Annotated in this window: 25 protein-coding genes, 3 pseudogenes and 1 riboswitch; of the genes and pseudogenes, 8 read left to right on the forward strand and 20 right to left on the reverse strand. The window is 59.3% G+C overall.

Features of this window, described 5'->3' with window-relative positions:
* Nucleotides 1–202: 202 nt before the first annotated feature.
* The 9 genes and pseudogenes from J7U39_RS30710 to J7U39_RS30750 form a co-directional block, all read right to left on the reverse strand.
* Complete coding sequence (locus tag J7U39_RS30710) at nt 203–817, reverse strand: thiamine phosphate synthase (RefSeq protein ID WP_210633781.1); 615 nt, start codon at nt 815–817, stop codon at nt 203–205.
* Nucleotides 814–924, reverse strand: a pseudogene (locus J7U39_RS30715) (thiazole synthase); the annotation flags it as partial. The gene J7U39_RS30710 and the pseudogene J7U39_RS30715, both read right to left, overlap by 4 nt.
* Nucleotide 925: 1 nt before the next feature.
* Nucleotides 926–1,208 (reverse strand): annotated as a pseudogene (locus J7U39_RS30720) (GSU2403 family nucleotidyltransferase fold protein); the annotation flags it as partial.
* A gap of 44 nt (nt 1,209–1,252) precedes the next feature.
* Entirely contained in the window at nt 1,253–1,540 is a 288-nt protein-coding gene (locus tag J7U39_RS30725) for a hypothetical protein (RefSeq protein ID WP_176536298.1), read from the reverse strand.
* Between the two features lie 62 nt (nt 1,541–1,602).
* Nucleotides 1,603–2,667, reverse strand: a complete 1,065-nt coding sequence (locus tag J7U39_RS30730) for a fatty acid desaturase (protein WP_210633782.1) — start codon at nt 2,665–2,667, stop codon at nt 1,603–1,605.
* Between the two features lie 65 nt (nt 2,668–2,732).
* Nucleotides 2,733–3,113, reverse strand: a complete 381-nt coding sequence (locus J7U39_RS30735; RefSeq protein WP_210633783.1) for a DUF6481 family protein — start codon at nt 3,111–3,113, stop codon at nt 2,733–2,735.
* Between the two features lie 168 nt (nt 3,114–3,281).
* Complete coding sequence (locus J7U39_RS30740; RefSeq protein ID WP_210633800.1) at nt 3,282–3,491, reverse strand: cold-shock protein; 210 nt, start codon at nt 3,489–3,491, stop codon at nt 3,282–3,284.
* Nucleotides 3,492–3,691: 200 nt separating this feature from the next.
* Nucleotides 3,692–3,964: a hypothetical protein gene (locus J7U39_RS30745; protein ID WP_210633784.1), complete on the reverse strand. Its 273-nt coding sequence runs from the start codon at nt 3,962–3,964 to the stop codon at nt 3,692–3,694.
* Nucleotides 3,961–4,227, reverse strand: a complete 267-nt coding sequence (locus tag J7U39_RS30750; RefSeq protein WP_247241824.1) for a hypothetical protein — start codon at nt 4,225–4,227, stop codon at nt 3,961–3,963. The genes J7U39_RS30745 and J7U39_RS30750 overlap by 4 nt, the downstream gene beginning before the upstream one ends.
* 650 nt (nt 4,228–4,877) lie before the next feature.
* On the opposite strand from J7U39_RS30750, the gene J7U39_RS30755 reads away from it, so the two are divergent.
* From J7U39_RS30755 to J7U39_RS30785, 7 genes are all read left to right on the forward strand, one after another.
* A complete protein-coding gene (locus tag J7U39_RS30755) occupies nt 4,878–5,651 on the forward strand; it encodes a hypothetical protein (RefSeq protein WP_210633785.1) in 774 nt (257 codons plus the stop codon).
* Between the two features lie 626 nt (nt 5,652–6,277).
* Nucleotides 6,278–6,544 carry a DUF1488 domain-containing protein gene (locus J7U39_RS30760; RefSeq protein ID WP_097599671.1) on the forward strand — a complete coding sequence of 89 codons (267 nt, stop codon included), beginning with the start codon at nt 6,278–6,280 and terminating at the stop codon, nt 6,542–6,544.
* A gap of 39 nt (nt 6,545–6,583) precedes the next feature.
* Nucleotides 6,584–6,850 (forward strand): BON domain-containing protein, encoded by a 267-nt coding sequence (locus J7U39_RS30765; RefSeq protein WP_210633786.1) that lies wholly within the window; start codon nt 6,584–6,586, stop codon nt 6,848–6,850.
* A 1,517-nt stretch (nt 6,851–8,367) separates the two neighbouring features.
* Nucleotides 8,368–8,583, forward strand: a complete 216-nt coding sequence (locus J7U39_RS30770; protein WP_282615142.1) for a DUF982 domain-containing protein — start codon at nt 8,368–8,370, stop codon at nt 8,581–8,583.
* 689 nt (nt 8,584–9,272) lie between these two features.
* Nucleotides 9,273–9,716 (forward strand): hypothetical protein, encoded by a 444-nt coding sequence (locus J7U39_RS30775; RefSeq protein WP_247241825.1) that lies wholly within the window; start codon nt 9,273–9,275, stop codon nt 9,714–9,716.
* A 449-nt stretch (nt 9,717–10,165) separates the two neighbouring features.
* Nucleotides 10,166–10,474 carry a hypothetical protein gene (locus J7U39_RS30780; protein WP_210633787.1) on the forward strand — a complete coding sequence of 103 codons (309 nt, stop codon included), beginning with the start codon at nt 10,166–10,168 and terminating at the stop codon, nt 10,472–10,474.
* Between the two features lie 301 nt (nt 10,475–10,775).
* The gene (locus tag J7U39_RS30785) at nt 10,776–11,087 is read left to right on the forward strand and encodes a hypothetical protein (RefSeq protein WP_183698236.1); all 312 of its coding nucleotides are present in this window, start codon (nt 10,776–10,778) and stop codon (nt 11,085–11,087) included.
* 161 nt (nt 11,088–11,248) lie between these two features.
* Here the strand turns inward: J7U39_RS30785 and J7U39_RS32130 are convergent.
* The 6 genes and pseudogenes from J7U39_RS32130 to thiC all read right to left on the reverse strand — a co-directional run.
* Nucleotides 11,249–11,435: pseudogene (locus J7U39_RS32130) on the reverse strand (cold-shock protein); the annotation flags it as partial.
* 59 nt (nt 11,436–11,494) lie between these two features.
* Nucleotides 11,495–12,106: a thiamine phosphate synthase gene (locus tag J7U39_RS30795; protein WP_210633788.1), complete on the reverse strand. Its 612-nt coding sequence runs from the start codon at nt 12,104–12,106 to the stop codon at nt 11,495–11,497.
* Complete coding sequence (locus tag J7U39_RS30800) at nt 12,103–12,876, reverse strand: thiazole synthase (RefSeq protein WP_210633789.1); 774 nt, start codon at nt 12,874–12,876, stop codon at nt 12,103–12,105. The genes J7U39_RS30795 and J7U39_RS30800 overlap by 4 nt, the downstream gene beginning before the upstream one ends.
* Before the next feature lies 1 nt (nt 12,877).
* Nucleotides 12,878–13,075, reverse strand: coding sequence for a sulfur carrier protein ThiS (gene thiS / locus J7U39_RS30805; protein WP_210633790.1), 198 nt, complete (start codon nt 13,073–13,075; stop codon nt 12,878–12,880).
* The gene (gene thiO / locus J7U39_RS30810; RefSeq protein WP_210633791.1) at nt 13,072–14,058 is read right to left on the reverse strand and encodes a glycine oxidase ThiO; all 987 of its coding nucleotides are present in this window, start codon (nt 14,056–14,058) and stop codon (nt 13,072–13,074) included. Before thiO ends, thiS begins: the two co-directional genes overlap by 4 nt.
* A 2-nt stretch (nt 14,059–14,060) precedes the next feature.
* Nucleotides 14,061–15,893 (reverse strand): phosphomethylpyrimidine synthase ThiC, encoded by a 1,833-nt coding sequence (gene thiC, locus J7U39_RS30815; RefSeq protein WP_210633792.1) that lies wholly within the window; start codon nt 15,891–15,893, stop codon nt 14,061–14,063.
* Nucleotides 15,894–15,987: 94 nt separating this feature from the next.
* Nucleotides 15,988–16,119, reverse strand: a riboswitch (TPP riboswitch).
* A 647-nt stretch (nt 16,120–16,766) separates the two neighbouring features.
* Here thiC and J7U39_RS30820 point away from each other — a divergent pair.
* On the forward strand, nt 16,767–18,806 hold the full coding sequence (locus J7U39_RS30820) for a flotillin family protein (protein ID WP_210633793.1): 2,040 nt from the start codon (nt 16,767–16,769) through the stop codon (nt 18,804–18,806).
* 47 nt (nt 18,807–18,853) lie between these two features.
* On the opposite strand, the gene J7U39_RS30825 is transcribed toward J7U39_RS30820, so the two are convergent.
* From J7U39_RS30825 to J7U39_RS30845, 5 genes are read right to left on the reverse strand one after another with little or no spacing between them, the layout of a single operon-like run.
* Nucleotides 18,854–19,162, reverse strand: coding sequence for a YciI family protein (locus tag J7U39_RS30825; RefSeq protein ID WP_210633794.1), 309 nt, complete (start codon nt 19,160–19,162; stop codon nt 18,854–18,856).
* Entirely contained in the window at nt 19,159–20,007 is an 849-nt protein-coding gene (locus J7U39_RS30830; RefSeq protein ID WP_210633795.1) for a dioxygenase, read from the reverse strand. Before J7U39_RS30830 ends, J7U39_RS30825 begins: the two co-directional genes overlap by 4 nt.
* A gap of 19 nt (nt 20,008–20,026) precedes the next feature.
* Nucleotides 20,027–21,085 carry a maleylacetate reductase gene (locus J7U39_RS30835; protein ID WP_210633796.1) on the reverse strand — a complete coding sequence of 353 codons (1,059 nt, stop codon included), beginning with the start codon at nt 21,083–21,085 and terminating at the stop codon, nt 20,027–20,029.
* A gap of 1 nt (nt 21,086) precedes the next feature.
* The gene (tsdA, locus tag J7U39_RS30840; protein WP_210633551.1) at nt 21,087–22,067 is read right to left on the reverse strand and encodes a gamma-resorcylate decarboxylase; all 981 of its coding nucleotides are present in this window, start codon (nt 22,065–22,067) and stop codon (nt 21,087–21,089) included.
* 47 nt (nt 22,068–22,114) lie between these two features.
* Nucleotides 22,115–23,347: a flavin-dependent monooxygenase gene (locus J7U39_RS30845; RefSeq protein ID WP_210633552.1), complete on the reverse strand. Its 1,233-nt coding sequence runs from the start codon at nt 23,345–23,347 to the stop codon at nt 22,115–22,117.
* Nucleotides 23,348–23,350 lie beyond the last annotated feature (3 nt).

Below are 23,350 nucleotides of genomic sequence, written 5' to 3' on the forward strand. Positions count from 1 at the left end.
GCCGTCGCTCTCTGAATAATTTATGTCGCTTACAAACGAGGCGTAGCAAAGTTCTCATCCCTGCTATCATCGGTATGTTATTGACGACTTAGGATGAGATCGAAAGTCTCGGCCGCCAAGCGGCATCATGCCTGGCCGTCGAGCCCGCCTCCGTCGCCGCGCAGTTTTACGGCTTCGGTATCAAGAGGTCACCGGTGATACCTCACTTTGCGGATCGCCATGGCGCGGTCGCGGCCAGCCACTGCCGCGTGCGGGCCTCGGGATCCGGGTTGCGGGTGATATCGGTGACCACGGCGGCACTATCAGCGCCTCTTTCCAGCACCACCGGCGCCCGTTCGGCGGTGATCCCGCCGATGGCGACGAGCGGTATCGCGCCGACACGCTGGCGCCAGTCGGAAAGACGTTCAACGCCTTGCGGCGCCCATTTCAGCTGTTTGAGGATCGTCGGCCAGACCGGCCCGAGCGCAACATAATCCGGCTCGGCCGCCAGCGCCGTCTCCAGCTCCGCTGTGTCGTGGGTGGAAAGGCCGAGCTTCAGGCCGGCGCGACGAATGGCATTCCTGTCGGCGGCCATCAGGTCTTCCTGGCCGAGATGAACGAAATCGCATCCTTCATCGATCGCCAGTTTCCAGTAGTCGTTGACGACCAATTGGCAACCCGCGGCCGCGCAGGCAGCCCTCGATCGCCGGATCTGCTCGCGAAGCACGGAGTCCGGGCAATCCTTGATGCGCAGCTGGACGAGTTTGACGCCGAGTGGCGCGAGACGCTCGACCCATTCGGCGTTGTCGACGATGAGATAGAAGGGGTCTAGCTTCATGAAAAGACTGCCTTGCCGATGACGGGAGTGGATGGGACGGCGACGTCGCGTGGCTCCAGCGGTATGGCCCCATGCGCCAGGCGGCCGGCATCGATGGCAAGCGCGAAGCCGCACGGCATCTTTTGCCGCCAGCATTCCTACCCGGGCTCGAATATTTTGTTGCCACGCAAGACCGCGCTCCGATGCTTCGTTGTAGACGAGCGCCAAGTCGGCAGATCGCCTTGTCTGCTGCAGGGCTTCAAAGAGCAGCGCAGGTTGACGAACGTCCTTCTCGCGCTCGCCACCCCTGCCCGTCAGTGTGTCGGCGGCTGGCGACTATGAGCTTGTGGACCGCATGCCGGAGTGGATCAGGGACGACGACTGGGACACCGCTCCGGTGGAGCAGCATTGTCCCCTGACGGTTTCTGCTGTCGCGGGCGCTGCAACTGACCGGATTTATTTATGCTTCAGCAGCCACATCTTTCCGGCCATCGTGATGCCGTGCGGCGAGATGGCTGGGTCGGCGTCGGGATCGAGGGTCTTGAGAAGACCGCTGATTCTCAATTCGCCTACCGTCGCCGTTGTTGCGAACTTGATTGCGATCGGCCGCTCCTGAAAGCGATCGGCTTTGGCGAAGGTAATCGTCGCATTGAGATGCGTCCACTTCTTGCTCTCCTGAAGGTACAGGTCCCCATCCCTTGCAAGTTTCAAGCCTCTGATCTGGGGAGGCGTCAAAGTGACCATCAAAGCGGCCGTATTGGGACTTGTTTTGGCGGTCGTACTCATCTTGGATCCTAACATGCTATTCAAACGATCCGCATAAAGCGGTCAGATATCGATGGGCCGAGGCTCTCGGCCTCTCGGAAGGAGATGAGCCTGCCGCTCTCTTCATCCCACAAAGCAAGCCGGACACATTCGAGGCTTTGCCGAAGGGTGACGCGGCCGATAGCCACCAACTCGGGGTGATTGCGCAGGACTTCCGGAAGCCGGTAATACGGAATGCGGCTTGAAAGGTGGTGGATGTGGTGGATACCGATATTCCCGGTCAGCCATCGAAGCACGAGCGGAAGATCATAATGTGACGCGCCGTGAAGAGCGGCCCGCGGAAATTTCCATTCTCCGGTCTTCGACCAGTGCGTTTCCTCGAACTGATGTTGGACATAAAATAGCCAGACGCCGGCTGCCCCTGCCAGCAAAACGACCGGCAGATGCACCAGCAGGAAGGGGATAGGCCCAATCGTCCACATTAACAGGCCGCCTATGATCGCGATCGCTGCATTCGTGGCCATCGTGGAAACCCAAGGCAAGGCTCCCGCCTGCATCATCCCGATCGGCAGGCGTTGCTTGAAGATAAAGAGCCAGGCGGGTCCAATGCCGAACATGACGATCGGATGCCTGTAAAGTCGATAGGCGAGTCGCCCTGCTCGAGAGCGGGTGCGATATTCCTCGAGCGTCAAGGTCGTGATGTCGCCGATGCCACGTTCATCAAGATTGCCGGCAGATGCATGATGTTCGGCATGTGTTTGCCGCCAGTAATCGTAAGGCGTCAGAGTTAGAACGCCGAGTGCGCGTCCTGTCCACGTGTCCAGCTTTCGCCGGGCGAAGAATGAACCATGCCCGCAATCGTGCTGGATCATGAATAACCGGAGCAGGAAGGCGGCGGCTGGCAGGATCAGTATGTAACCGGGCCAGAAGTCTTGCAGCAAAGAGGCATACGCGCCGACCCAGAGCAGCGCGAACGGGGCAGCTGTCACAGACAACTCGAACGCGCTGCGCCAAAAGCTCGGTTGCCGGTATTTCGCGAGGATCTTCAGCCACGCACCGGCGGAGTCTTCAAACGGCTCGTGCAACTGGCCGGCTTGGCTTCTCATCGATTTTCTGATCCCCTTCGGACGCGACGCAAATTGGCGGGAGCCACGGTCAGATGTTCAGGCCGTCAAGCGCGACGAGCCTTACGTGCGGCATAGCGCCGGTCGCGCTCGGCCTTGCGTGCCGCTTCATCGGCGACGACACGTGCGATTCGGTTATTGGCTTCCAATTGGCGAGCCTCCGCCTCTGCTCTTTGATGAGCCTCGGCAACATCGGCTAATGCGGCAGCTTCCTGAAGGAGGCGGTCATTTTCCGCCGCCTTCATTGCGTCGCGCTCGGCGCGACGCGCGGTCCTGGCCGAAGCAATTGCTTCGCGCGCCGCCAACCGTTCTTGCATTACAGGGTCGGTCGGCTTCGGAGCCGACTCAAATTTTGCAATCAGCTGACGTCTGGCGCTTTCGGCGGACTTACGACGTTCTGAAAAGCTGTTGTCGCTTGGGTGTTTCAATCGATGTCCTTGCCCAACAGGATAGCCTAGGCCGCTACGCTTCAAGTCGTACGAGCGGTCGGGCGCTGTTCACTTGTTGAATGAAAAAGGCCAGACATCTGCCTGGCCTTCAACTATCCTTGCCAGCCACGCCAGTACATCCGTGGTCGCAGCGACTATAGGAGCTTTTTAGGCCGGTTGGAGCTGGCCTGCAGACATTTTGCCGGACTTGCGGTCATGCTCCAATTGAAAGCCGAGCTTCTGGCCTTCAGCGATTGAACTCATTCCCGCGCGTTCAACGGCAGAGATGTGAACGAAGACGTCGGCGCTCCCGTCGTCAGGCTGGATGAAGCCAAAGCCTTTGGTGGCGTTGAACCATTTTACTGTGCCAGTGGTCATGATTAACCCTTTCATCGGCATAAATTTGACGGCCCGCCGAGCGACGCGCGGCGGTGTTTTCGACTTTTGAAGGGAGAGTTGATCAAGAGGCGCAGAGCGCAGCCAAACAAATATCGGCAAACAAAGTATCGATATGTGCAGGGATAGACTGGAGATCCTTCCCAGTCAACCTTTTGTTTTCAGCTTCTCGCCATTTCCACTTAGGCGGGCAATTCCGCGTGATACGTTTCAGGTCGACGGCGCGTCAGCGGATAAGCCTCGGCTTCATAGAGTTTGCGCATCTGCAAACCATCGAAGCGCGCCTCCTCGACTTCGAGCACGGATCCACCGAGGAGAGAGGGCGGCATGTCCTCGATCGCAAAGCGAAGAGCCTCGGCGACGGAATCGAACCTCTTGTAGCCGAGGCGGCCTCTTCTGTTGATTGTCTTGCACGGGTAAAGCCCCGCGCCGGCACTATAGTCGAAAACGGTCATAACCTAATCCTTGCGGCTTGAGCGATCGCCGAGAACAGTCGTTCTTTGCCGTCCCATGTTGCGGTATTAACGGAAGAAGAAGTCAGTCCAACCGGTCCAGCACTCCGTTTTTCGAGACGCTGCTGCATCTCGGCAAGCTTCGTCGCGCGCCTCCGGAGAGCTTGCCTGCTGAGGAAATCCTGCAGCTTTGCTGCATCCGATCCTTGTTCTGGCTTGGAGCGCTTGAACATGCTTTCGGCGGCATGGCGGGTGGTGTTGGTCATTATGGCATCCTCAGTGCGGCTGCGGGACGAATACATCCGGAACAAACCGCTCCAGCCAGTATGGCGGAGTTCGCAACGTTCGCAAAATCAGGGTTTGCCAAGCAACCGACGCAGCCGGGAGGATCAGGTAGCCGAAAGGCTGAAAACGTGCCCTGTATGTAAGGTTTCAATCAGCCTCATTCAAGGCACCACATGAATAGCAAAAGCTTGCTTGCCAAAGGCGGAAATGAAGTCCAGGGTGCGATGTCGGCTGCAACTGGTCAGGGCGCTGCCGCCTGAGGGACAAGAGCGCGCCCTAGCCCCGACAAGAGGAGGACGCGATGACGTCCCGATCCTCGCATGCCTGCTTCCTGCTCTACTTCCAGAAAATGCTCCTGAACGCCAACGGCGAAAGCAAGCGCAAACCAGGCAATCGGAAAGTGCATAGGACCTTTCCCATGGTCCGCAACAGAGGACAGCTTCATGGCTCGTCACCTGTCGGTCGCGGGATGTGGGCCGGCGCGCCCATTTTTCCTGAGAAAGCTCCCGAGAAAGAGCCAAGGCTCTGGTAGCGTCGCACGGTATCTGTCCTTCCCTCTTTACTGCCCTTCAGCGTTATATCTTGGAATTACGACCAGGAGATCGCAGATGCAGGCCTTTGGAGACAACTTATGCGCCAATCATATTACAGGGCGCTGGCCCTGATGATGACCATCCCCCTGCATTCTGCATCGGGACTCAGCTCCTCGGCGCTCGGCCAGACCTCAAGGTCGGTGCCTGAAAATGCCCAGGCAAGCCGCTATGGCCTCGGCTGGGAATGCAATCGTGGTTTTCGAAGGCAGGATGACGCCTGCTTTAAGGTGAAGCTTCCCGACAACGCGTTTCTGACGAACTCCTCCTTTGGCAAGGGCTGGGATTGCCATTACGGCTTTCTGGAGAAGGGGAACCAGTGCCTCACCGTCCAAATTCCGGACAATGCATATCTCGACCCATATTTCGGCGATCGCTGGAGATGCCTGCGTGGATACCGTCAAACCAATGTGGGTTGCGACCCTATCAAAGTCCCGGAGAAAGCATTCCTGTCCGATAATACCACAGGATCCGGCTGGGAATGCGAAAGAGGTTATCGCGCGCTACAACAAGCATGTCTCAAGCTCGAACTCCCCGCCCACTCATATCTGACATCCGCCGGAAATGAGTGGAGGTGTGATAGAGGCTTTGAAAACAAGGATCAGACGTGTGTCGCTGTCGAGGTTCCGGAGAATGCCATCTTCGTCGACGCGCCCCACGGACTGAAATGGAAGTGCGACCGCGGCTTCGAGCCGAGGGGCAATCAATGCCTGCAGCTCAAGCTTCCCGAAAACGCACATCTTAACTCGACGGGCAACGGATGGGACTGTAATCGTCCGTACCAGCTTCGCGGTGGTGCCTGCATGATCGAATGACAATCAGCTGAAGTCTACCTCGGTGCCTCCCTCGCCGTCTAAATAGCTGATGATTTTTCACTCTGCTTGTTTTTTCTATCGGAAAGCAAACGGCTGGGCGCCTAAGACGGAAACTCCAGAAGAGCGACGAGATTACTGTCAGCGCGTAAATGAAAACTTCCAATTCCGACACTATATCGTCATCATAACAGCGGGTATCACGATGAACCGTCTGCAGGAGTTTTCGATCAGACCAAATGGGGATCGATGGTGCGAAACGCGGACGCCGTAGAAAGGTTTCATAACCTGCCCCGTTCGGCCCGAACGCGATGCTCTCGTCGCAGCCCTCCTCAAGCGCAGACGACAGATTCCAGCCAGCCACGAACTCTCCTCTGACCCTACATTGCAATTCGAGGGCCGCGCCCCATATTTCCTAGGACCGGAGCTGCGAAGGAGCAGCCGTCGTTCCGGGATTCCGGCACCCCGACAGCAGGAAGCCGGACAGGAGGAAGGTCTCCTGCATCTGTAGCACAGCGGCAACCTGACCAGCCCTGCCGCGCCTCAGCGAGCCCGGCGGAAGTTCAATGGCATACTTTGCGACAGTCCAGTTTGACTTGGCATGACCAACCCCTCCGGGAGAGAAATGCGTGACACTGACCTTTCCCAATAGAAGCCGCAGTTTCGACGAGAGCCGCAATGCCGTTCGCTTCTCCGGATATGACGGCATGTTCGAGGTGCGGTTTTTGATTGAAGCCAATGCCTTGCGGACCGCAAGCCAGGCCGCCCGCTCCGAAGACGAGTGCTTGAGAGCCTTTGATATGGCGCGCGAGGCCATTCTGGATGCGGCCACCCATGCCTACGGCCGCGGCTGCAAGGACCGACATACCCTGACGGCGCGGGATATCCGCCGATAGCCTATTACACCCGAAAAGGGCCGCGCAGGAGGCGAAACGATGTCAGTCGACAGAAAACATCTCAGCGTCGCGAGCCGCGTAGCAACCCGCCATCCCGACCAGGACGATCTTGAATCGGCGGTCTACAGCGCGCTTGCCGATTCCAGCGATCTCGACTCCAGCTATATCTTCGTCACCGCACGCGGCAGCGATATCACGCTGGCCGGGTGGGTGCATGTGCAAGCGGAGGTGTTGTGGGCGGAGGAGATTACGCTGAGAACGAAGGGTGTGCACAAGGTTCATAATGAGCTGTCGCCGGATTTGTGAGGCGAACCCATGGCACTATTTCCATCGGCGCGCATCCGCGCCGTGTTCCCGCCCTGACTGGGAGCAAGCCCGGCACGCTGCCGGGTTTCCGTTAACCGCAGATGGATCTCCCGATCACAGAGGCGGTTGGCGGACGAGGTCCTGCATGGCGGCGACGCTCAAAGCCTCCATGCGTTCCCGCAAGGCTCGCTCATCGAGATTCTTGCCCGCCGAGCGTAAATCTGCCAGGATCTTGCCGCGGCGAACGCGATACCGCAGGAATTACAGTTGGCTGCTTCGAAAAGTGGGCTCGCTTCAGTTTCTCAAAGCGAGCCTTCCGAGTTGCTACTATCAGACGTCTATTTGCGTCCACCACTAGGACGGGATTTGGCACCTGTTCCGCCTGCGGTCTTGGCGTCGGGAGCTTGCCCGAAGTTTGTTCCCCCCAGGTGCCCGCCACCGCTCGTGTTCGCGGCCTGGCGTTGGGTTCTGCGCTGGATCTCAGCGGCATTGGTTTTGCTCATTTAAATTCCTATTCGTCGCATGAGTGATCGCTGCCGGACGGCGCCCGGAAGACAAAGATCGATTTTGAGAGGAAAGGTCTGCTTGACGCCAAGTGGCGCGAAACGAAGCTCGACTAGCAAACTCGATGTGGCAACCTGAGCCGCCATTGTGTTTAAACGAAGTTCTCGGCCAGCGAGCCGGCCAACAAAAAAGGCCGGGGCGAAACCGCACCGACCTTCCTCACATCGCTACCCATACCAATGCCAGTACATCCGTGGTCAAAAGCAGAAAGCGACTGCGGCAATTGCGAGCGACAGATGCTTTCCAGCGCTCATCAGCAATGCCGATGAGAGGCATATAGGCACTCGCTGCATGAAACGCAACCGCAATTTTCGGTTTTGTTAAAGATATCTTATAAAAATTCAAATTGCGTGATTCACATTGCATCCGGAGCTGCGCTCAGGCATGGTCACCTCGTCAGCAGCCAATGTTACGGGCGCTGCTGCATCAGGGCTTTCAGCCCTCGCCCCAAATGGAAGGAGGACCGGAAATGTCTTCCGAACACGTCCATATCTTAAATTCCAGAGACCTCATAATGCTGCAAGGCGTCTTGGATGCGGCTGGATACAATTCAACCAGAAGCGTCGCCCATCCTGAGCGATACAACGCGGCAGCTAAGTTGCTTATCCAACGTTTCCAATATGGGATGACCTCTGCCGACGACCTTTCCAGGGAGCTGGAAAGGTGTTTTGGCGAGCCAATATCGTCGAAGTCTCCGCCAAGCTTTGAGCGGACACGCGCCTCCATTCAGGGACGGCCTGCCCGATAAACCTCCGACAACCGTAGGACTCCCCGGCCCTCCCAATGTATAGGGCGATAGCATGGAACAATGCGTCAAGGCGGGGGTTGGGGGTGTGGATTGCACGGGTGAGGAACTTTTCTCCCTCATGCCGTACTCCGGCTAACTGTGAGATCCACTATTTCTCAAATGTGGAATCGGAGACTGTGTGTCGACGTCGGCGTGGCTGCTCTTAGTGGTTGAACGCAATCAGGTGCGGCATATTATTGCGTCCGCAGATGAAGCCCTTGACATGCTTTTTAAGAATTGGCCGGTGACGAGCGGTAGCGCTTTCTTTATGGCAATGGAGGCCTGTGCGGGCACGGTAGAGGGCATAGTAACCGAAGGGGAAGCCCAGTCCGCATTCCTTGCGGCAGCTTTTGACGCGCGAGTCGTGGTTCGGATCGCCTAGCTCTTGACTTAAAAGGACTGCCAATTTGCTCGTCTTCGGGTCAGAACCACCTGGAGGTGGCGTCCGAGGCAGGTCAGGAAGGCCGCAATGGTAAGTGCAAAGCCCGGCCACTGCGTGGCTTGGGCGGCGTCGAAAAGAGGCGTGCCGAGGAACCTGACGAAAAGACTGCGGAGTGGAAAAGGGGGGAAACCCGTCGACCGCCCCGAGCGCGCCGGCTCAGCGCTCCAATTGGATCGACGCCTGAATCAGATCCTGATGGAAGCAATGCGTGCGTAGATCCTCTGTCAACTTGACCAGCCTTTCGCGGGCCAGCCCCGGCGGGCTCGCCTCGCGTCAGCATTCCGTCGATCAGACTCTGCTGAGCGCAAATCATCTGCCGGTCGATGATCACTTGCCGTCGCGCGAGTTCCAGGTCCTTCGGGGAATAGGTCATGAGGGACTATATCATACAGGCGGGCGAGAGTAGGATTCAATTCCGGACCGCCTCGGGACTATCGCGGCCAGGTGAGTTGTCATCACTGAACGAGCCGAGGAGAGCCCGCGCCTCTCGCCCCGTGACCGAGTAGCCCGCACGAAAAATAATATTGTCGCCTGGCGCTGCGTTCGTCGCATTTGCCTTGGATAAAGCGCAATAGAGGCGCATTATTTGCATATCGACAGCCAATGAAACGGGCGCTGCCGATCAAGGGGTGGCTCCCTTCGCCCCAATCAAGGGAGGACAAGATGTCTTCCACCTTCAATCGCTCTTCATATATGGCGGCTTACGGCGACTTCTTATTCAGGGCTTCCATCCTGGCGAGCTTCGCCGTCATCATCAGTTTAATTTTGAGAGGCTGGTTATGGTAGTAATCATCACAACCGGAACTCCGACGAAACGCGACGAGAATTGGCGGCTCCGGTCCATCCTCAAGCGCGCGGACTACGCGACGATAGATCTCGTTGCTTCAGAACATGGCGACCATCACGAAGAGGTGATGGTGATAAGGCGCATCAAGGCGGCGACGATTCCCGCGCCCGCCTACCCCTCTTCGAGACGGCGGAAGCTGCATGCCGATCCTGAGGCTTTGGCATCATGGGAAAACGAAGGGGGCGCCACGCGAGATGTGGACGCGCCTGCGGACAAGAAGAATTGATGACCCGCGAGGCAATTGAGCAAGGAATGCCGGATTGGCGATCAGGCTCGGTGGTCGAAAGCCCAGCCCCTCTTAGTCTTTGGTGATGCTGAAATTCTGCCCAGTGGTATGTTGCAAAGACCTGCAGCGATCATGCCGTCGCAGGCGTGATGTCGCATTGCTCCAGCTCGGAAAGAGGTGATCAAGCGATTTCCGGTTCACCGACTTCATTCGGAGTTCGGACGGTCCTTTTACGTCCTTTTGGCCCTGATGATTGAACCTGGAAAGAGATGATTGCGAAAAATCACCACATTGGGACGCACAGGTCTGACCGCTTTCTGCCCATCCCACAATATTCAGTTTGCCAGCCGTATCGATTAGGCGCATGGTAGGTCTTCAGTAGCTGTTTCTCAGGGCGCTACTGCGTGGAGGTCGGTTTCTGCCTTCGCCCCAAATTGAAGGAGGACAGCATGTCTTCCAATCTCAACATGTCTGTGCGGACCTCTGACCTGGCTGTATTGCAGGGCGTCCTTGACGACGCCGGATATGATTGCACAAGTAGCCTTGCAGACCCGAAATATTACAACGTTGCCGTCAGACTGCTGTTCAAGCTTTATCACGACGGAATGACCTCGCCCGCCGCCCTCTCTATCGAACTCAGCCGGCACTTCGGAAAAACACCACTGCCCTCGAAATCATCCGCCGAGTTCGAAAAAAATCGCAAGCGGATGCAGGGTATCCGTTCAGCCATTGAAGTTAGGTCGCCTACCGGCGCCTGAACAGAACGTTCTCGCAAAGCTCATTCGACGAAGCCCTTACCAACGGGATGGACGGTTGCATGCCGGAGCCGTTCGAACAGCTAGAGAGCTTCTCATCGCCCTCGGCGCAAGCGTCGGAGGCGCAGGAAGTCGTTGACTCTCCGTGCCATGAACTACCTGCAGCGAAAGTGCACACGGCGCGGGATTGCGCCGGCGGTCCAAGCCGTTCACTCAAGACCTTGCTGCTGCGCTTGCGAAACCATAATGCGCAACAGCCCGCCGGGAAGCGGCACAATAATGGGCACCGTCAGAGGAGGCTAGAATGCCAGAAGCACCAAACGAATTTGCGGCCAGTCCAAACGGAGACAAATGGTATCTCGAACATAACGAAACAGCGGACCAGCATACTGTCATCCATCGCGCCAACGATGCCTCCGGCGGCACTGTGACGAGATGGCCGATTTCGAGCTTTCTGGAGCACTTCGGCGATCATCCGCAAGGTCAGGCTCTTCGCGAGGCATTGCACGATGCTGGATCAGCTGAGCAGGAAGTACCGAGTGAACATACGCCCGTTGTGCAGAAACTGGTGACTTCTTTCCCTTGGTCCCGCAAAACGCAACACGTTGAGGATTGAGTACGCTCTCACTTACCTGAAAGGGTAGCCCCACGGGCGGTCTCAGGCTCGGCATATGCAAACGATGTCAGCTGGGTCGTCGAAAAAATTCCTGGCGCGGTCCTTGACGGACCTCCGTCCACTCGTCTGTACCCCTTCAAGCAGACTGAAGATTGCCAGACCGACATCTTGCCGGACTTGTCGTCATGCTCCAAGTCGTAGCCGTTCTTCTGGCCTTTGAACGATTTCGCGCATGCCAGCGCGTTCCACGGCAGAAATATGGACGAACGCGTCCCCGCCGCCGTTGTCAGGCTGAATGAAACCAAGGTCCTTAGTGGAATTGAACAGATCCGAACCGGCGTTGATTATATGACAACACCCCCGCGCCGGCAGGATCCCGCGTTCCGGCGGGAATAACCCTTCATCCCTCATGCGCGCCGCCATGGCGCGGTCGCGGCCAGCCACTGCAGCGTGCGGGCCTCGGGATCCGGGTTGCGGGTAATATCGGTGACCACGGCGGCACTGTGGGCGCCCTTTTCCAATACCAGCGGCGCCCGTTCGGCGGTGATCCCGCCAATCGCGACAAGCGGAATCATCCCGACGCGCTGTCGCCAGTCAGCAAGGCGTTCGACGCCTTGCGGCGCCCATTTCATCGCCTTGAGGATCGTGGGCCAGACCGGCCCGAGCGCAACATAATCCGGCTCGGCCGCCAGCGCCGTCTCCAGCTCCGATATGTCGTGGGTGGAAAGGCCGAGCTTCATGCCGGCGCGACGAATGGCATTTCTATCAGCGGCCATCAGATCTTCCTGCCCGAGATGAATGAAATCGCATCCTTCATCGATCGCCAGCTTCCAGTGGTCATTGACGACCAACTGGCAACCCGCGGCCGCGCAGGCAGCCTTCGAACGCCGGATCTGCTCGCGAAGCACGGAGTCCGGGCAATCCTTGATGCGCAGCTGGACGAGTTTGACGCCGAGTGGCACGAGACGCTCGACCCATTCGGCGCTGTCGACGATGAGATAGAAGGGATCGAGCTTCATGAGAAGACGGCCTTGCCGATGACGGGCGTGGATGGGAAGGCGACGTCGCGTGGCTCCAGCGGTATGGCTCCATGCGCCAGGCGGCCGGCATCGATGGCAAGCGCGAAGGCCTCGGCAATGCTGGCGGGATCGCCTGCGCCGGCAACGGCGGTGTTGAGAAGGACGGCATCATAACCATATTCCATGACGGTGGCGGCATGAGACGGGCGGCCGATGCCGGCATCGATGATCAGCGGCACATCCGGAAAGTGCGCCCGGAACGATCGCAGCGCCATCGGGTTCAGCGGCCCCTGAGCGGACCCGATCGGCGCGCACCAGGGCATCAGCACGCGGCAGCCGGCTTCCAGCAGCCTTTCCGCGACGACAAGGTCGTCGGTCGTGTAGGGGAAGACCTGAAAGCCCTCGCCAGTGAGGATGCGGGCCGCCTCGACAAGGCCGAAGACGTCAGGCTGCAGCGTATCGTGATGTCCGATGACTTCGAGCTTGATCCAGTCGGTGCGGAAGACGTCGCGCGCCATTTTCGCCGTCAGCACGGCCTCCTGCACGCTGTGGCATCCGGCCGTATTCGGCAGCACGCGCACGCCAAGTTCGCGGATCAGATCGAAGAAGGCGCCGCCCGCTTTGCCGCCGACGGCTTCGCGGCGAAGCGAAACGGTGACGATCTCGGTCTTCGAGCGCTTGACCGCTTCTGCAAGGACAGCTGGAGACGGATAGCGGGCGGTCCCGAGTAGCAGTCGGGAGCGGACTTCAACATCATAAAGTTTCAGCATCTCAGCCTCCTTGCATGGGTGAGAGAATTTCGATGCGGTCGCGTTCGCCGAGCCTGAAATCGGCGCGGTCCTCGCGGTGCACCAGCTCGCCGTTGACTGCGGTTGCCAGCCATTCGCCTTCGTAGTCGAGAGCGAGGAGAAGATCTGCGAGCGTCGCGGCCGCGACCTCCTGTTCCTCACCATTGATGATGAAGGTCATGATGCCCTCCTTTCCGGTTGATTGCCTTCGCCAAGAAGAAGCCGCGCCACCTCGCCTGCCATGGCAGGCGCCAGCAGAAAACCGTGGCGGTAGAGACCATTGACATGGACTGTGCGCCCTTCCTGCGTCACACGCGGCAGATTGTCGGGATAAGCCGGCCGCACGCCTGCGCCGGTTTCCGTCACCCGTGCCTCGCCGAAGGCAGGATTGAGGGTGTAGGCGGCATTCAGCAACTCCATCAGCGAACGCGCGGTGATAGGGCCGGTATCGTCACTTTCGATCATCGTCGCCCCGATCATGAAACGATTTCTTTCGCGCGGCACGATATAGATCGGATAGCGCGGATGCAGCAGGCGAACGGGGCGAGAGAGAGTCACTTCGTTCGTTTCGACGCAGAGCATCTCTCCGCGAACGCCGCGCAGGCCGGGCAGAAGGCCGATCTGAGCAGCCCCGGTGCAGTCGATCACCCGATCGTAATGGGCAAGGTCAGCATCGCCCGTGGTGCCGAATGTGAGACGCATGCGGGCTTCTTCAAGTCCGGCGGCCAGCCCCGCGAGTGCCTGCCGTGGATCGAGATGCGCTTCCTGCGGAAAGAACAATGCCCTGCGGAAGCGGCCGGCGAGATCCGGTTCAAGAGCCGCGATCGCCTGCTCGTCCAGCCATTCCCATCCGCTTGTCCGGCGACAAAAGCGGTCGAGTTCGCCGGCATCGCGCCCGGCCGCCACGACAAGCGTTCCCCGACGATTGATATGGCCGGGTAGTGCTGCCTCCCACCAATCGGCGGCAAGACGGCCGAGCGCCAGGACCGGCTCCTCCGCGCTTTCCCTTTCGCACCATGGGGCCAGCATGCCGCCGGCAAAGCCGGAAGCGCCTGCACCGATCCGGTCGGCTTGATCAGCGACGCTGACCCGGAAACCATGTCGATAGAGCTGCCAGGCAACGGTGAGGCCGGCAACGCCGGCCCCCTTGACGAGAATATGCATCGTCATTCTCCGGCAGGCGTTTTCGCGGCCTCGGCGACCGGCATGTAGAGATCGCCGCCATCACGATACCTGGCAGCCATCGCTTCCAGTCCTTCTTTCTGAGCTTCGGCGCGAATGTCGTGGGAAATGCGCATGGAACAGAATTTCGGGCCGCACATCGAACAGAAATGCGCTACCTTGTGCGCCTCTTTCGGCAGGGTCTCGTCATGGAAGGAACGCGCCGTATCCGGGTCGAGCGAGAGGTTGAACTGGTCTTCCCAGCGAAATTCGAAGCGCGCCCGCGACAGTGCATCGTCACGGATGCGGGCGGCCGGATGGCCCTTGGCAAGGTCGGCGGCATGCGCGGCAATCTTGTAGGTGATGACACCGGTCTTGACGTCGCTGCGGTCGGGCAGGCCCAGATGCTCCTTCGGCGTGACGTAGCAGAGCATCGCCGTTCCGAACCAGCCGATCATTGCGGCTCCGATGCCGGAGGTGATGTGATCGTAGCCGGGGGCGATATCGGTCGTCAGCGGTCCGAGCGTATAGAAGGGAGCCTCGCCGCAGACCTTGAGCTGCTTGTCCATATTCTCCTTGATCTTGTGCATCGGCACGTGGCCGGGGCCTTCGATCATCACCTGGCAATCCCTGGCCCAGGCGATCTTGGTCAGTTCGCCGAGGGTTTCGAGCTCGGCAAATTGCGCGGCGTCGTTGGCATCGGCGATCGAGCCGGGGCGAAGACCATCTCCAAGCGAGAAGGATACGTCATAGGCGCGGCAGATGTCGCAGATTTCCTCGAAATGCTCATAGAGGAAGCTCTCCTTGTGGTGATGCAGACACCACTTGGCCATGATCGAACCGCCGCGTGAGACGATGCCGGTGACACGATTGACGGTGAGCGGGATATAGGCAAGCCGCACGCCCGCATGAATGGTGAAATAATCGACCCCCTGCTCGGCCTGTTCAATCAGCGTATCGCGATAGACTTCCCACGTGAGATCCTCGGCTATGCCGTTCACCTTTTCCAGCGCCTGGTAGAGCGGCACCGTTCCGATCGGAACCGGCGAATTGCGGATGATCCATTCCCGGATGTTGTGAATGTTGCGGCCGGTGGAAAGGTCCATGACCGTGTCGGCACCCCAGCGGATTGCCCAGACCATCTTCTCCACCTCTTCCGCCATCGACGAGGTAACGGCCGAGTTGCCGATATTGGCGTTGATCTTCACCAGGAAATTCCGGCCGATGATCATCGGTTCGGCCTCCGGATGGTTGATGTTGGCTGGAATGATCGCCCGGCCGGCTGCCACTTCCTGCCGCACGAATTCGGCCGTCACGAAATCGGGAACGTCAGCGCCAAAGCTCTCGCCGTCGCGAGCGAGCGCCTCCTTCGTGGCCTGCCGGCCAAGGTTTTCGCGGATGGCGATGAACTCCATTTCCGGCGTGACGATGCCGGCACGCGCATAGGCGAGCTGGGTGACGGCGCGGCCGGCCTTTGCCTTCAGCGGCGTGCTGCGAAGGGGGAATTCCGGCGTCAGCCGTTCGCCTGTGGCAAAACCATTGTCTTCAGGCTTCACCACACGGCCTTCATAGGCTTCGACGTCGCCCCGCGCCCTGATCCAGCTCTCGCGCAAACGCGGGAGCCCGGCGTCGATCGAGACCGTATGTGTCGGGTCGGTATAGGGGCCGGAGGAGTCATAGACCGTTACCGGCGGTTCGCCCGAGGTCGGGTGAAGGCTGATTTCGCGCATCGGCACGCGCAGATCCGGATAGAGCGTTCCGGGCTTGGCGATCTTGGTCGAGCCCGGAAGCGGGCCGGTGGTGACGACCGGAGTAAGCTTGGGTGCAACAATATTCATGGGTGAGGCTCCAAGGTTTGACGTTTGGAGACCCAGTTCCAGAGTTGGAATGATGAAAAGACGCCTCAAGCAACAAAGCGAAATCCGCCCGACAGCCGCAGCGTCCGCACCGTCCCTACGCCAGTATGAACTGGATCAGGTTCAACGGGTCACTGCGCCACAACAGGCAAAGCCGTATTGTTCAGCAGAATCTCAGCCCCTTGCCGGGACACCCCTGGTGAATGCTCGGCATCAAAGACCGGAGTGGCCCTGATGTCAAGCCGACCCTCACGCGTTCTCATCCGCCGGCTTTGAGTCCGCGGCAGACATCATTCCGCGTCCTCACGCGAGCTACGGCTCTCGCCAAAGGACTACCGTCAGCCGATCTCGGAAACTTGCGGCTTAGATAAGCGGGGATCGGTGTATCGACCCGACTGTACAAGAAATGCGCCACACCAACAGCAGACAAGACGTGGATAGCGAGCGTGCCTGACCTTGCAGAGGGCCTGCCAACGCAATTTTCCAGACCCCGGCTCAACGGCCCGGTATGTAAGTCAAGCGGCAATATTTATTCAGCTGAATTGAATGTTCGAAATAGCAAAATCACTGGAAGTACTTATCCGATTTCAGCATTGAACATCTTTACACCGATAGCTGTTGTCCTTACTTCCTCTATCGTTATGTCTAGCAAGGCAACACCGATGTGAGACCACTCACGACGCGCCGTCCCCCAGCGGGACTCGCGGTCATTCTCCCTGACAATCAGCAGCCTTAAGCGTTCGACAGGTTCTTAGCGCGTCGCGCAAAAAGGCGCGCCATTTCCCCGTCATATCAACCAACGCCAACCGGGCGGTCATCGGGTGGACGAACCCGTGCGCCTATGCGAGAGAAAAGATGGAAACCCTCCAATACCTTAGCCCGATGGGATGGAAGGCGATCGAAATCGCTGTCACCCTCATCATACTGGCCATGCTGTTCCGGTGGAGCGGAGTAATCCGCTATATCCCCAACGACAGGCTCGGCATCCTCGAAAAGCTGTGGAGCTTTCGCGGCTCCGTCGACAATGGCTTCATCGCGCTCTATGGCGAGGCCGGCTTTCAGCCGGATGTCGTGCGCGGCGGTCTGCATTTCTTCATGCCGTTCCAGTATTCGATGCATCGCGCCAACCTCGTGACCATTCCGCAGGGCCAGATCGGCTATGTCTTCGCCCGTGACGGCGAGCCGTTGCCGCCGACCCAGACGCTGGCCTCGAATATCGATGCCGATGATTTTCAGGATGTGCGCAGCTTTCTCACCAAGGGCGGCCAGAAGGGGCCGCAACGCAAGATCCTGCGCGAAGGCACATATGCCATCAATCTCGCGCAGTTCATCGTGTTGACCGCGCAATCAACTTATGCAGTCAACCTGAACGCGTCGGAACAAAGACTGTTTTCCGACATGTCCACTTTGATCACTGAGCGGAATGGCTTCGAGCCCGTCCTCATCCACGACGCCGAGGACCTGATCGGGATCGTCACCATCCATGACGGTCCGGCGCTGCCGGATGGCGAGATCATCGCGCCGACCGTTGCCAACAACCCGAAGGATCCGAACTTCCACAATAATTTCCAGGATCCGGAGAAGTTTCTCAATGCCGGCGGTTATCGCGGCCGGCAATTGCAGGTGCTTGCCGACGGCAGCTATTTCCTCAACCGCATCTTCGCGACCGTCGAACTGGTGGAAAAGACGATCATCGACGTCGGCACGGTGGGTGTCGTCGTCTCCTATACCGGCCGGCGAAGCGCGGATATTTCAGGTCAGTCTTATCGCCACGGCGAACTGGTCGAGACGGGCGCACGCGGTGTCTGGTCGACGCCGCTTCTGCCGGGCAAATATGCGTTCAACACCTATGCCGGCAATATCATCATCGTGCCGACCACAAACTTCGTGCTCAAATGGACGAAGGAACAGTTCGGCGAGCACCGGCTGGACGAAAACCTTTCAGAAGTGTCGCTGATCACCAGGGATGCGTTCGAACCGGTGCTGCCACTCTCGGTCGTCGTGCATATCGACTATATGAAGGCGCCGCTCGTCGTGCAGCGTTTCGGGGACATCAAACGGCTGGTCGAACAGACACTCGATCCGATGGTCTCGGCCTACTTCAAGAATATCGCTCAGACCAAGACCTTGATCGAACTGCTGCAGGAACGCAGCGAAATCCAGCGCAGATCCGGTGACGAAATGCGGGAGAAGTTTTCGTCGTATAGCCTCGAGCTGCAGGAGGTGCTGATCGGTACGCCTCGCGCCAGTAATGGCCAGAACAGCATCGAGCAGATCCTCATCCAGCTGCGCGAACGCCAGATCGCCGTCGAGAAGGTCGAGACTTATAAGTTGCAGGAAGCGGCGGCGATCCAGGAGCGCACATTGCGCGAGAAAGAAGCACTGGCCGAACAGCAGGCCAAGATCACGACGTCGGCGCTCACCATCGAGATCAGCGAGAACGAAGGCAAGGCGCAGCTCGCCCGCACCCGCCAGCAGGCCGAAACCATTCAGGTCACCGCCAAGGCAGAGGCCGAGAAGGTGCGCCTGGCCGGCCTCGGCGAAGCCGACCGGATCAAGGCGATCGCACTTGCAGATGCCGAGCGTATCAAGGCGACCGGCCTTGCCGATGCCCAGAAGGTACGCGCCGTCGGTCTGGCGGAAGCCGAGGCGACCGAGAAGAAGGTCGCGGCCTTCGGCGGTCCGGACTATCAGCTCCACTCGCAGGTGCTGATGCGCTTTGCCGAAGCGATCGAAAACGGCAAGCTGCCGCTCGTGCCGCAGATCCAGGTCGCCGGTGCCGGCGGCGACAAGGGCGGCGCCAACGGCCTGGTGGAAATGATGCTGTCGATGCTGGTCGCCGATCGGCTTGGACGACAGGGTGCCCCGGCTGTGGTGCCAGCGCCGGCCGAATAACATTGATTGTGGATGGGCCGGTCATGCCGGCCCATTTTTCTTCCTGCCTAAAACGCCGGTCGGAAACTCTCGCGCAGAATTCCGAAAGTGGGCCGCCATTCGAATAGATCGACGCTCGTGTAGACGCCGGAGCCAACGAAGGGATCTCCCGCGCTGAACGCCTCGAACTCGGCCAGCGTTTCGACTTCCGCAATTACGACGGCGGTAGAAGCCCTGCCCTCGGCCGGCGGTGCAGACGGGCCGGAAAGCATGATGCGGATCGTCGCGCCGCGCAGATAGGCCTTGTGTTCCTCGATCAATCGGGAACGTTCGGCCGCCTTGCCGGGGTCGCATACGGCATAGCGGACAACGATCATTGTTTATTCCAGATCGGCGTCAGCACGAAATCGAAATCGGAGCGCCAGACCGTCGGACGATCGATACGCTCGAAAGGCGCGACCAGGCTGTTTTTGACACCAAACACCGTATCGGATTCCAGATAGGGATCGTTGCCGACAAAAGTGTGGGTTACGAGCTTCTGATAACCTGGAGCCGTGATCAGGTAATGGGTATGGGCGGGACGGTAGGGATGGCGACCGAGCGAGGCCAGCATCTGGCCGACCGGACCGTCATCCGGGATCGGATAGGAGACCGGCTTGATGCCGACGAAGCTATAGGCGCCATCTGCACCGGTGATGAAAATGCCCCGGTTGTTCCATTTCGGCTGGATATCCGGCTGCTGGACGTCGTAGAAGCCATCGGCATTATCCGACCATACGTCGATCCGGGCTCCCTCGATCGGATGACCATCGAGATCCAGCACTCGCCCGATGAAGAGGCAAGTCTCACCCTTGCCGTCGAGCGAGATGTTTTCGCCCATCTGGCGGACGGGCGCCCCTTCGATGTGAAACGGTCCAAACACGGTATTTTCCGTGGCGCCCGGCGGACGCCGGTTGTTGATCGCATCCACCAGCATCGAGAAACCCAGCGTATCGCTGAGCAGGATGAATTCCTGTCGCTGGTCATGACAGCGATGACCGGTGCGGGTCAGGAAGCCTATGGCCAGCTCCCATTCCTCCTGGGTCAGGCTTATATCCTTGGCAAAGGCATGCAAATGCTTGACAAGCGACGCCATGACTTCGGCCAGACGTGGATTGATGTCCGGCCCCATCCGCGAATTGACGGCTTCCGCGGATCTCTCTTCGCTGAAATATTCAGGCACCTGGCCTCCTCCTAATGCGTTAACGCGGCCGTGCGCCCTCCCAGGCGCTCTGCAGCAAAGCCCGGATCGCTTTTCCTTCGATCGGGCGCGGGTTCCAGTAGGGATTCCCAGCGGCAAGTTCTGCCGCATGATCCAGATCGGCTTCCTTCATACCCAGATCCCGCAGCGCCATCGGGGCACCGATCGAAGCGGCAAAATCATAAAGACCGCTGCCCAGCGAGCCGCCGAAAAGATCGGCAGCGGGCTTGAGCGCATCCGTTGCGGCTGCGGCGTTGTAGGCAGCGGAATGGGGCAGAATGACCGCATGGGTTTCTGCATGCGGCAGATCGAAGCTGCCGCCCAGCGTATGGCAAAGCTTGTGATGCAGGGCCATTCCAACGGCTCCGAGCACCGTGCCGCACAGCCAGGAGCCGTAAAGCGCTTCGCTTCGGGGTTCGATGTCCCTCGGGGCATTGACGATTTGCGGCAAAGCCTGCTTCAGCGCGCGCAAGCCCTCGACCGCCATCATCGACGAAATGGGATTGCGATCCTGCGCATAGAGCCCTTCGACCGCATGCGCCATGGCATTGAGCCCGCTGCTGACGCTGATGTTGACCGGCAATCCCAATGTCAATTCAGGATCGTAGATCACCACCTCAGGCAGGATGCCGGGGCCGCGGACCGTGGTCTTCTGTCCGTTCTCCGTCTGGCCGAGGATCGGTGTAACCTCCGATCCAGCATAGGTCGTCGCCACCACGATCTGTGGTGCGTCGTTGCGATAGGCGATGGCCTTGCCGAGACCGATCGTCGATCCACCGCCGATCGCGACCACGCAATCGGCACCGGCCTTCTCGTATGCCGCGATCGCGCGCTCGGTCACATCGACCGGCGTGTGCATGACAGCACCGTCGAATAGTCCCGCCGCAAGCGGGCCGAGGGAAGCAGCGATGCGCTGAGCGTCGGCTTTCTGGTGCGGGGTCGAAAGGATCAGGGCGCGCTTGCCGCCCTGCCCTGTAATCGCCTCGGCGAGGCGACTCACCGAGCCGCTCCCGAAGATGACCTGGGCTGCGCTGACCGTGTATCTGAAAGGTGCGACCATGTTATCGATCGAGCTTGAACAGTGAAACTGCATTGGTGCGACCGATTTTCAGACGGTCGGCTTCGGAGATGGTGGCGCTGTCGAACCAGTTTGCAGCGTGGTCGACGTTTTCGAATGGCCAGTCTGTCGAAAACAGAATTCTGTCCGCGCCGATTTCCAGCATAGCATCGATCAGCGATTGCGTGCGGAAATTCCCCGACGTCGTAATGTAGAAATTCTCGTTGAAATAATCGGCAATCCGGCGTTTGGCCGGATAGTTCTTTTCCACCCTGACCCACGCATTCCGGTGGTCGATGCGCCACATCATGTACGGCAGTCCCTCGCCCATATGACCGACGATGATCCGCAAAGCCGGGTGCTCGTCAAACAGGCCGGATCCCATCAGGCGCAGCGCATGCACAGCGGTCTCCTGCGCGAACGCCCATGTCGGACCCATCAGCCAGGAATGGCCGGCATAGATCCGGCTGTCCTGCGGCAGCGGGTTGCGCGGGTGCAGATAGAAAGGAATGTTGAGTTTTTCGACTTCGGCCCAGAACGGACGGTATTGCGGCAGATCGTAGTAGAGCGGCGTTGTTCCGTCGCCTTCCTGCGAGAAGCCGTTGACCAATGCGCCGACGAAACCCATCGTCGTCACGCAGCGCTGCAATTCCTGCGCAGCGGCATCCGGATCCTGCAGCGGCAAAGCTGCAAATCCCAGGAAACGGTTCGGGTTTTTAGCGCATTGCTCGGCCAGAAAGTCGTTGGCGCGTCGGGAAATCTCCAGGGCCTTGGCCTTGTCCGGGATCGCTTGCACGGCTGGTGCGTTCAGCGACAGGATCATTTTCTCGATGCCGTGAGCATCCATCAGCCGCAGACGCTTGTCCTGGATATCCAGAAGACGGGCGGACAGTTCCGTCCAGTAGTCGCCCGGCACGAATCCGGCCGAATCCTGCAGCGTCTCGGGAATGGCGAAATGTTCTTCAAGCGCGATCTTGCCTTGCACGATATGCTCTCTTTCCTGTCTTCAATCGAAATAATGAGGATGGCGGATCAGAATTGTCCCTTGGGCGGAAGACCGAGCAGTTGCTGGCCGACCATGGTTCCGACGGCATCCCAGTTCATGGAAATGTGGCGCCCGACGGCATTTGCATCGCGCCATGCCCGCTGCACGGGATTGGACATCTGGAGGCCGAGGCCGCCGGTCGATGCATTGAGTGCTTCGACGGCCCGAAGCGCCAGGCTGACCGCAAAAGACTGGCTGCGGCGGGCAAGAATCCGATCTTCCTCGGTGATCTCGCCGGTGCCATCCGCGCGGGCCTGGGCCAGTTGCTGCGCCCTGGCAATATCGCGCAGAATGATTTCGCGGGCAGCATCCACGGATGCGGAGGCTTCCGCCACGCGGAGCTGGATCGTCGGAAATTCGGCGATCTTGTTGTTGCCGCCGGCAACCGCACCCCGTGTCACCCTGGTGCCGATGTGGTCGATATAGCTATCCAATGCGCCCTTCGCCGCACCGACGGCCGCGCTGCCGAGGCAGAACGGAATTCCCATAAGGAGCGGCATGTTGAAAAGGCCGACACCCTTATAGAAGCGCCCGCCCGGCGTTCTGCCTGAGGTCGCGTCCGGAAAGCTCAGTATGCGATATTGTGGAACGAAGACATCCTTGAGGATCAGGCTTTTTGAGCCGGTACCCGCAAGGCCGACCACATCCCAGGTCTCGGCAATGGTATAATCGCTGGCGGGAACCAGAAGGAACGCCGGCATAGGACGCTCCTCCTCGCCGTTTGGTGGAATGATCGCCGCACAGAGGGCCCACTGGGCATTTTCGCATCCGCTCGCAAAGGCCCAATCGCCGGATATACGGAAACCGCCCTCGACGCGTTCAGCCATTCGGACCGGCGCGTAGGAACCGCAGAGCAGCGCATCCGGATTGCTGCCCCACACGTCCTGCTGGACCCTTTCCTCGAACATGGCGAGGAGCCATTGATGTGCGGAAAGGAGGCCGGCGACCCAGCCGGTGGAGGCACAGGCCGCCGACAGTACGATATTTGCATCGACAAGCTCGGCAAACGATCCTTCGTTGCCGCCGAAACGGGCGGGCTTGACGATATCGAAATAGCCGGCGGAGCGCAGCAGATCGATATTGCGCGCCGGCACGCGACCGGATTTTTCGGTGTCGCGGGCGCCGGCACGGATTTCGTCCAGCACCGAGGCGATGCGATCTGCAAGACATGCGTTCTCGACCCGCGTTGCGGCGGGAAACAGGGCAGCTGTATTGTTCATGGA

Source organism: Rhizobium sp. NLR16a (assembly GCF_017948245.1).
Lineage (GTDB): Bacteria > Pseudomonadota > Alphaproteobacteria > Rhizobiales > Rhizobiaceae > Rhizobium.

Coding starts and splice junctions, on each gene's coding strand:
- J7U39_RS30710 (WP_210633781.1), bottom strand. CDS start 817: ATGAAGCTAGACCCCTTCTATCTCATCGTCGACAACGCCGAATGGGTC.
- J7U39_RS30725 (WP_176536298.1), bottom strand. CDS start 1,540: ATGGTCACTTTGACGCCTCCCCAGATCAGAGGCTTGAAACTTGCAAGG.
- J7U39_RS30730 (WP_210633782.1), bottom strand. CDS start 2,667: ATGAGAAGCCAAGCCGGCCAGTTGCACGAGCCGTTTGAAGACTCCGCC.
- J7U39_RS30740 (WP_210633800.1), bottom strand. CDS start 3,491: ATGACCACTGGCACAGTAAAATGGTTCAACGCCACCAAAGGCTTTGGC.
- J7U39_RS30745 (WP_210633784.1), bottom strand. CDS start 3,964: ATGACCGTTTTCGACTATAGTGCCGGCGCGGGGCTTTACCCGTGCAAG.
- J7U39_RS30750 (WP_247241824.1), bottom strand. CDS start 4,227: ATGACCAACACCACCCGCCATGCCGCCGAAAGCATGTTCAAGCGCTCC.
- J7U39_RS30755 (WP_210633785.1), top strand. CDS start 4,878: ATGCGCCAATCATATTACAGGGCGCTGGCCCTGATGATGACCATCCCC.
- J7U39_RS30765 (WP_210633786.1), top strand. CDS start 6,584: ATGTCAGTCGACAGAAAACATCTCAGCGTCGCGAGCCGCGTAGCAACC.
- J7U39_RS30780 (WP_210633787.1), top strand. CDS start 10,166: ATGTCTTCCAATCTCAACATGTCTGTGCGGACCTCTGACCTGGCTGTA.
- J7U39_RS30785 (WP_183698236.1), top strand. CDS start 10,776: ATGCCAGAAGCACCAAACGAATTTGCGGCCAGTCCAAACGGAGACAAA.
- J7U39_RS30795 (WP_210633788.1), bottom strand. CDS start 12,106: ATGAAGCTCGATCCCTTCTATCTCATCGTCGACAGCGCCGAATGGGTC.
- J7U39_RS30800 (WP_210633789.1), bottom strand. CDS start 12,876: ATGCTGAAACTTTATGATGTTGAAGTCCGCTCCCGACTGCTACTCGGG.
- thiS (WP_210633790.1), bottom strand. CDS start 13,075: ATGACCTTCATCATCAATGGTGAGGAACAGGAGGTCGCGGCCGCGACG.
- thiO (WP_210633791.1), bottom strand. CDS start 14,058: ATGCATATTCTCGTCAAGGGGGCCGGCGTTGCCGGCCTCACCGTTGCC.
- thiC (WP_210633792.1), bottom strand. CDS start 15,893: ATGAATATTGTTGCACCCAAGCTTACTCCGGTCGTCACCACCGGCCCG.
- J7U39_RS30820 (WP_210633793.1), top strand. CDS start 16,767: ATGGAAACCCTCCAATACCTTAGCCCGATGGGATGGAAGGCGATCGAA.
- J7U39_RS30825 (WP_210633794.1), bottom strand. CDS start 19,162: ATGATCGTTGTCCGCTATGCCGTATGCGACCCCGGCAAGGCGGCCGAA.
- J7U39_RS30835 (WP_210633796.1), bottom strand. CDS start 21,085: ATGGTCGCACCTTTCAGATACACGGTCAGCGCAGCCCAGGTCATCTTC.
- J7U39_RS30845 (WP_210633552.1), bottom strand. CDS start 23,347: ATGAACAATACAGCTGCCCTGTTTCCCGCCGCAACGCGGGTCGAGAAC.